Source organism: Curtobacterium sp. B18, assembly GCF_000333375.1.
In the GTDB taxonomy this organism is placed as follows: Bacteria; Actinomycetota; Actinomycetes; order Actinomycetales; family Microbacteriaceae; genus Curtobacterium.
Window position 1 is genome coordinate 1 of the sequence record NZ_BACZ01000553.1, and the last position, 1,590, is coordinate 1,590.

Below are 1,590 nucleotides of genomic sequence, written 5' to 3' on the forward strand. Positions count from 1 at the left end.
CTCGATGGTCTTGCCGTCGCGGATGATCGTGATCTCGTCGGCGATCTGCTCGATCTCGTTCAGCTTGTGGCTGATGATGATGCTCGAGATGCCCTTGGCCTTCAGCCCGACGATGAGGTCGAGCAGGTGCTGGGAGTCGTTCTCGTTCAGGGCCGCCGTCGGCTCGTCGAGGATGAGGAGCTTGACGTCCTTGTGCAGGGCCTTGGCGATCTCGACGAGCTGCTGCTTGCCGACACCGATGTTCTTGATCTGCGTGTCCGGGTCGTCGGCGAGGCCGACGCGGGCGAGCAGGTCCTGGGCGCGGAGCTGGGCGCTGGTCCAGTCGATCACGCCGAACTTGCCCGGCTCGTTGCCGAGGAACAGGTTCTCGGTGATCGAGAGCTCCGGGATGAGCGCGAGCTCCTGGTGGATGATCACGATGCCGGCCTGCTCGGACTGCTTGATGTCCTTGAAGCGGACCTCTTCGCCCTCGAAGACGATCTCGCCCTCGTAGGTGCCGTACGGGTAGACGCCGGAGAGGACCTTCATGAGGGTCGACTTGCCCGCGCCGTTCTCGCCGCAGATCGCGTGGATCTCGCCGGCACGGACGCTGAGCGAGACGTCGGAGAGCGCCTTGACACCAGGGAACTCCTTGGTGATCGAGCGCATCTCGAGGATCGTCTCGGGTGCGGTGATCGACCGGGTCTCGAGTCCGGTGTCGATCGGGGTTGACGCCACGGTGCATCTCCTTCTGCCGCTGCGATGCGGCAGTCCTTCGGGTGGTCCTGCTTGCGGCAGCGAAGGCACAGGAGGTCTGTGTGGACTTCGTTGTCGCGTCCGGTGTCCTGCCTGTGTGACGGTCCATGTGACCGTTCACATCGGCGGAACGGAGGTAATACTACGCACGGGATCGGCGCGCCTGTCAATTCGGATTGGTCGCGTTTTCGTAACGGCCCGCGTGATCTGGCGGAACGCGGGTCCGCGCGTCCCCCGCGTTGGGGTACCGGGGCGGGTCCACAGGGGCCGGGAGGCGCGGCTCGGCTCCACTCGGCACCGCGCGTCCGTCCCGTGGTGCGGGAACACGCACGGTGCTGGGCAGCGCGTCGGCGCTTGCGCGGGGGCGGCGCGTCGGCGCTTGCGCGGGGGCGGCGCGTCAGCGCTTGCGCGGCGCGCTCGTGGAGCCGCGGACGACCAGCTGCGGCACGAGGTCGATCGGGCGGAGCATCGCCGCGTCGTCCCCGGGGAGCAGCTGCTCGACGCAGCGCCGACCGAGCTCGGGGAAGTCCACCTGCACGGTCGTCAGCGGTGGCCAGAGGTGCTTCGCCTCCGGGATGTCGTCGTAGCCCACCACGGACAGGTCGCCCGGCACGTCGAGGCCGTACGACCGGGCCGCGTGCATGACCCCGAGCGCCATCGCGTCGTTCGAGCAGAAGATCGCCGTGCAGTCGCGGTAGCGCAGCAGCTCGCGGCCGGCGTGGTACCCGAAGTCCGCGGTCCAGTCCCCGAGGATCGGCGGCACGACGGGCATGTCGCGGTCGGACATCTCGCGCAGGAAGCCCTAGAATGCGCGCCTCGGCCTCGATCCAGTCCTGTGGTCCGGCGATGTGCCGC

General features: G+C 68.2%; 2 protein-coding genes. Both read right to left on the reverse strand.

Annotated features, from left to right (window positions below; translation table 11 throughout):
- Nucleotides 1-648: ATP-binding cassette domain-containing protein (locus tag I5E_RS15075; RefSeq protein WP_031262880.1), on the reverse strand; the 648-nt coding region annotated here is incomplete at its 3' end.
- A 484-nt stretch (nucleotides 649-1,132) separates the two neighbouring features.
- Entirely contained in the window at nucleotides 1,133-1,522 is a 390-nt protein-coding gene (locus tag I5E_RS21930) for a substrate-binding domain-containing protein (RefSeq protein WP_049973531.1), read from the reverse strand.
- Between the last annotated feature and the right edge of the window lie 68 nt (nucleotides 1,523-1,590).

What these genes read in the sequence shown, in the direction of transcription:
- I5E_RS21930 (WP_049973531.1), bottom strand. Translation starts at nt 1,522, where the DNA reads ATGTCCGACCGCGACATGCCCGTCGTGCCGCCGATCCTCGGGGACTGG.